At 34.0% G+C, this 4459-nt stretch carries 2 protein-coding genes; both read right to left on the bottom strand.

All coding sequences use genetic code 11. The features are described from left to right. Positions 1–2129, bottom strand: a 2129-nt coding sequence (locus ACOYLT_RS10250; RefSeq protein ID WP_422853753.1) for a DNA gyrase/topoisomerase IV subunit A, incomplete at its 3' end; no start/stop codon positions are given. Between the two features lie 221 nt (positions 2130–2350). Further along, a complete protein-coding gene (locus tag ACOYLT_RS10245) occupies positions 2351–4207 on the bottom strand; it encodes a DNA topoisomerase IV subunit B (protein ID WP_422853752.1) in 1857 nt (618 codons plus the stop codon). Between the last annotated feature and the right edge of the window lie 252 nt (positions 4208–4459).

Below are 4459 nucleotides of genomic sequence, written 5' to 3'. Positions count from 1 at the left end.
GTATCGTCAAACCAAACCTTTCTTGGACGCAAGGTGGATATTCCTTTTTCTTTAAGTTCTATTTTCTTGATGGGATATTTAGTAACTGTATTTCCTCTTGAAGCTCTTCCTTTAATCGCTATATCGGTAAAATCTAAATCCCATTTTAGTTTCTTTATGCTTCCCACTTGTCGTAATAATATAGTAACGACTTCCGCTTCACCATTTGGATTAGCAGAAAAATACAACACTTGTGAACCCGATTTTTCTTGTGTTAAATCGTAAAATTTATCGCGAGTAACTCCCGAAACATTGAATCTCTTGATAAATGTAGAACCATTTTTTCCATCACGATACATCATATTGTAAATGGTACGCTTGTCATTTTTATCAAAAACAGCAATATGGATAATATCTTTTCCTACGAATTTTTTATCATCGACTTTTGCAATCATTATTTTACCGTCTCTAAGGAAAACAATAATATCATCAATATCAGAACAATCAGCAACATATTCATCTTTCTTCAAACCCGTTCCAAAGAAACCTTCTTCACGGTTGACATATAATTTTGTGTTACGCAAAGCTACTTTTGTAGCTTCAATATTATCAAAACTACGAAGTTCTGTTTGACGTTCTTTTCCTTTTCCATATTTGTCTTTTAAGGTTTGGAAAAAGTCAATGGCAAAATCAATGATATGATCTAGATGATGCTTTACTTGTTCCATTTCAGCTTCCAACTTAGCAATAGCATCATCCGCTTTATCGGAGTCGAAACGCGTGATACGTATCATTGGAATTTGTGTTAATTTTTGTAAATCGTCGTCATTAATTTCTCGAACAAATGATTTAGAAAACGGTTTAAAACCCTCGTACATATAAACGTAAAGCGTTTCTCTATCAGAATACAATTTGAAATCGATATACATTTCTTCACGTATGAAGATTTTTTCCAAAGTCGAGAAATGCCATTTGTTTTCTAATTCATCTAACTGAATTTCCAATTCGCGTTTGAGCAAATCAACTGTTCTATGTGTTGAAATTTTCAACATATCTGAAACACCAATAAACAATGGTTTGTGGTTTTCAATCACACAACCCAATGGCGCAACCGAAGTTTCACAAGCGGTAAACGCATACAAAGCGTCAATAGTTTTATCAGGAGAAACACCGGGCGGAAGATGAATTAAAATTTCCACTTCGGCAGCTGTGTTGTCCTCTATTTTTTTTACTTTTATTTTTCCTTTTTCATTGGCTTTCAGTATACTGTCAATTAGAGTTGAAGTATTGGTTGAAAATGGAATTTGGGTAATAACTAAAGTCTGTTTGTCTAATTGTGCTATTTTGGCACGCACACGTACACGTCCGCCACGCACACCATCGTTGTAATTGGAAACATCGGCAATACCTGCTGTTGGGAAATCTGGGAAAAGTGTAAATGGCTTTCCTTTCAATATTTTGATGGAAGAATCTATTAATTCAACAAAATTATGTGGTAAAACTTTGGTTGACAACCCTACTGCAATTCCTTCTGCTCCTTGCGCTAATAATAATGGAAATTTTACTGGAAGATTTATAGGTTCTGCTCGACGACCATCATAGGACATTCCCCATTCAGTTATTTTTGGAGAATACAAAATATCGTGACCAAACTTTGAAATACGAGCTTCAATGTATCGTGAAGCTGCAGCACTATCGCCTGTGAGAATGTTTCCCCAGTTTCCTTGCATATCGATAATCAAATCTTTCTGACCAATTTGAACCATGGCATCTCCAATACTCGCATCCCCGTGTGGATGGTATTGCATAGTGTGTCCAACTATATTGGCTACTTTATTGTAACGTCCATCATCCAATTCTTTCATGGAATGCATGATACGACGTTGCACCGGTTTAAAACCATCCTCAATAGCAGGAACGGCACGTTCGAGAATTACATAGGAAGCGTAGTCCAAAAACCAATCTTTGTACATTCCTGTGACTTTGGTAATGGTATCTTCTGGATTTTCGTCATTTTCATAGAAATGATTTACACCCGATGATTTGATGTCTTCAAAACCATCTGCTATTGAATCTTCATTTGTTGACTCGTTCAACTCTTCGTTGTTCTCGTCTTCGTTTGGGATGCTATCGTCTTCTTCGTCTTTCATTTATGCTGAATTTATTTCAGTATCTTTTATATTTTAAAAAGAATATTTTTCTTTACAAATATGTTTTTGTGATTCTATTAAATTGCCGTTTGCATCCTTAGTTTTCATTTGTAATGTATTACATTCTTTATGATCATTACTTTTGATGATAAAAAATGTAGCCGAAAAACTAAAGATAAAAACAATTAGAACTAGTATGATGGTTTTCGTGTTCATATAAATTAACTTTTCTCCACCACATCCAATTCCACTTTCAAATTATTGATAATGAACGTTTGTCTATCAGGAGTATTTTTACCCATGTAAAATTCTAACAATGTCTCGATAGAGGTTGCTTTATCTAACATTACTGGATCTAATCGAATGCTTTCGCCAATGAAATTCTTAAACTCATCGGGTGAAATTTCTCCTAATCCTTTAAATCGAGTGATTTCAGGTTTTGGTTTTAATTTTTCTATGGCATTTACTCGTTCTTCTTCGCTGTAACAATAAATGGTTTCTTTTTTATTTCGCACACGGAATAATGGCGTTTGCAAAATATACAAGTGTCCGTCTTTTATCAACTCTGGAAAAAATTGTAGAAAGAAAGTAATCAAAAGCATTCGAATGTGCATTCCATCCACATCGGCATCAGTGGCTATTACAATATTATTGTAACGTAAATCTCCCATATCTTCTTCAATATCCAAAGCAGCTTGCAGTAAATTGAATTCTTCATTCTCATACACAATTTTCTTGGTCATACCATAGGAATTCAATGGCTTTCCACGCAAACTAAATACCGCTTGTGTATTCACATCACGAGATTTAGTAATAGAACCCGAAGCCGAATCTCCTTCGGTAATGAAAAGAGTGCTTTCTAGACTTCGAGGGTTTTTAGCATCAGTCAAATGAACTCTACAATCTCGTAGTTTTTTATTGTGCAAACTGGCTTTTTTGGCTCTGTCTTTGGCTAATTTTCGAATTCCAGATAACTCTTTTCGTTCGCGCTCAGCTTGAAGAATTTTGCGAAGCAGTAAATCAGCAACTTCTGGGTTTTTATGTAAAAAATTATCGAGTTTGGTTTTGATAAAATCATTTACAAACGTTCGTACTGAAGGACCGTTTGGTCCAATATCGGTAGAACCTAATTTAGTTTTGGTTTGACTTTCAAAAACAGGTTCTTCTACCTTAACAGCAATAGCAGAAACAATAGATTTTCTTATATCTGAAGCTTCAAAAGGTTTATTGTAAAACTCTTTTATGGTCTTTACAATTGCCTCTCTAAATGCACCTAAATGCGTTCCGCCTTGTGTCGTATTTTGACCATTCACAAACGAATGATATTCCTCTGAATATTGAGATTTGCTATGTGTCAAAGCAATTTCTATATCATCACCTTCAAGATGTATTACTGGATATTGCATATCCTCTTCAGAAATGGTTTCTTCTAGTAAATCTTTTAATCCAAATTCTGATATATATTTTTCACCATTATAATAAATCGTCAATCCACGATTTAAGTAACAGTAATTTTTGAGCATTTTAATAATATACTCGTTTCGGTATTTGTAATTTTTGAAAATGGTTTCATCGGCAACGAAAGAGACTTTGGTACCTCTTCGCTTGGTAGATTCAACTAAATCTTCTTCAATAGTTAGATTTCCTGCAGAGAATTCAGCTGCTTTATGTTGATTATCACGAACAGATTCAACACGGAAATAATTGGATAAAGCATTTACCGCTTTGGTACCAACACCATTTAATCCAACTGATTTTTTAAAAGCTTTGGAGTCATACTTACCACCAGTATTCATTTTGGAAACGACATCCACCAATTTACCCAGAGGAATTCCACGACCATAATCACGAACAGTAACCATTTTGTCTTTGATAGTGACTTCAATTACTTTTCCTGCACCCATGACAAATTCATCAATACAGTTGTCAATTGTTTCTTTTAGTAAAATATAAATACCATCATCGGGGGAAGAACCGTCACCCAGTTTCCCAATGTACATTCCGGGACGCATTCGGATATGTTCTTTCCAGTCGAGTGAACGGATATTATCTTCGGTATATTGATTTTGTTCTAGCATTTTGAAACTATCGATTTTGTGCTAATATAGTTGAAATCAAATATATTTTTAAATGTTATTTATCAAAGTTATTAAGAATGTTTTTGACAATTTATAAAAGAAAAAACAGGTTAAAATTTGGGAGTTTTTCTCTTTTCTTGGTTAAATCAGAATCTTTTAAATTAAAAAAACCGCAAAATTACTTTTGCGGCTTATCTATTACTATACTCTTTTTATATCTTCAAAATACTAAACATTAAAACGGAAATGCAT

Origin of the sequence: Flavobacterium sp., from assembly GCF_049318185.1 — a bacterium.
Classification (GTDB): domain Bacteria; phylum Bacteroidota; class Bacteroidia; order Flavobacteriales; family Flavobacteriaceae; genus Flavobacterium.
Note: the sequence above shows the minus strand (reverse complement) of the source record. Positions and strands in the feature narration are given on the sequence as shown.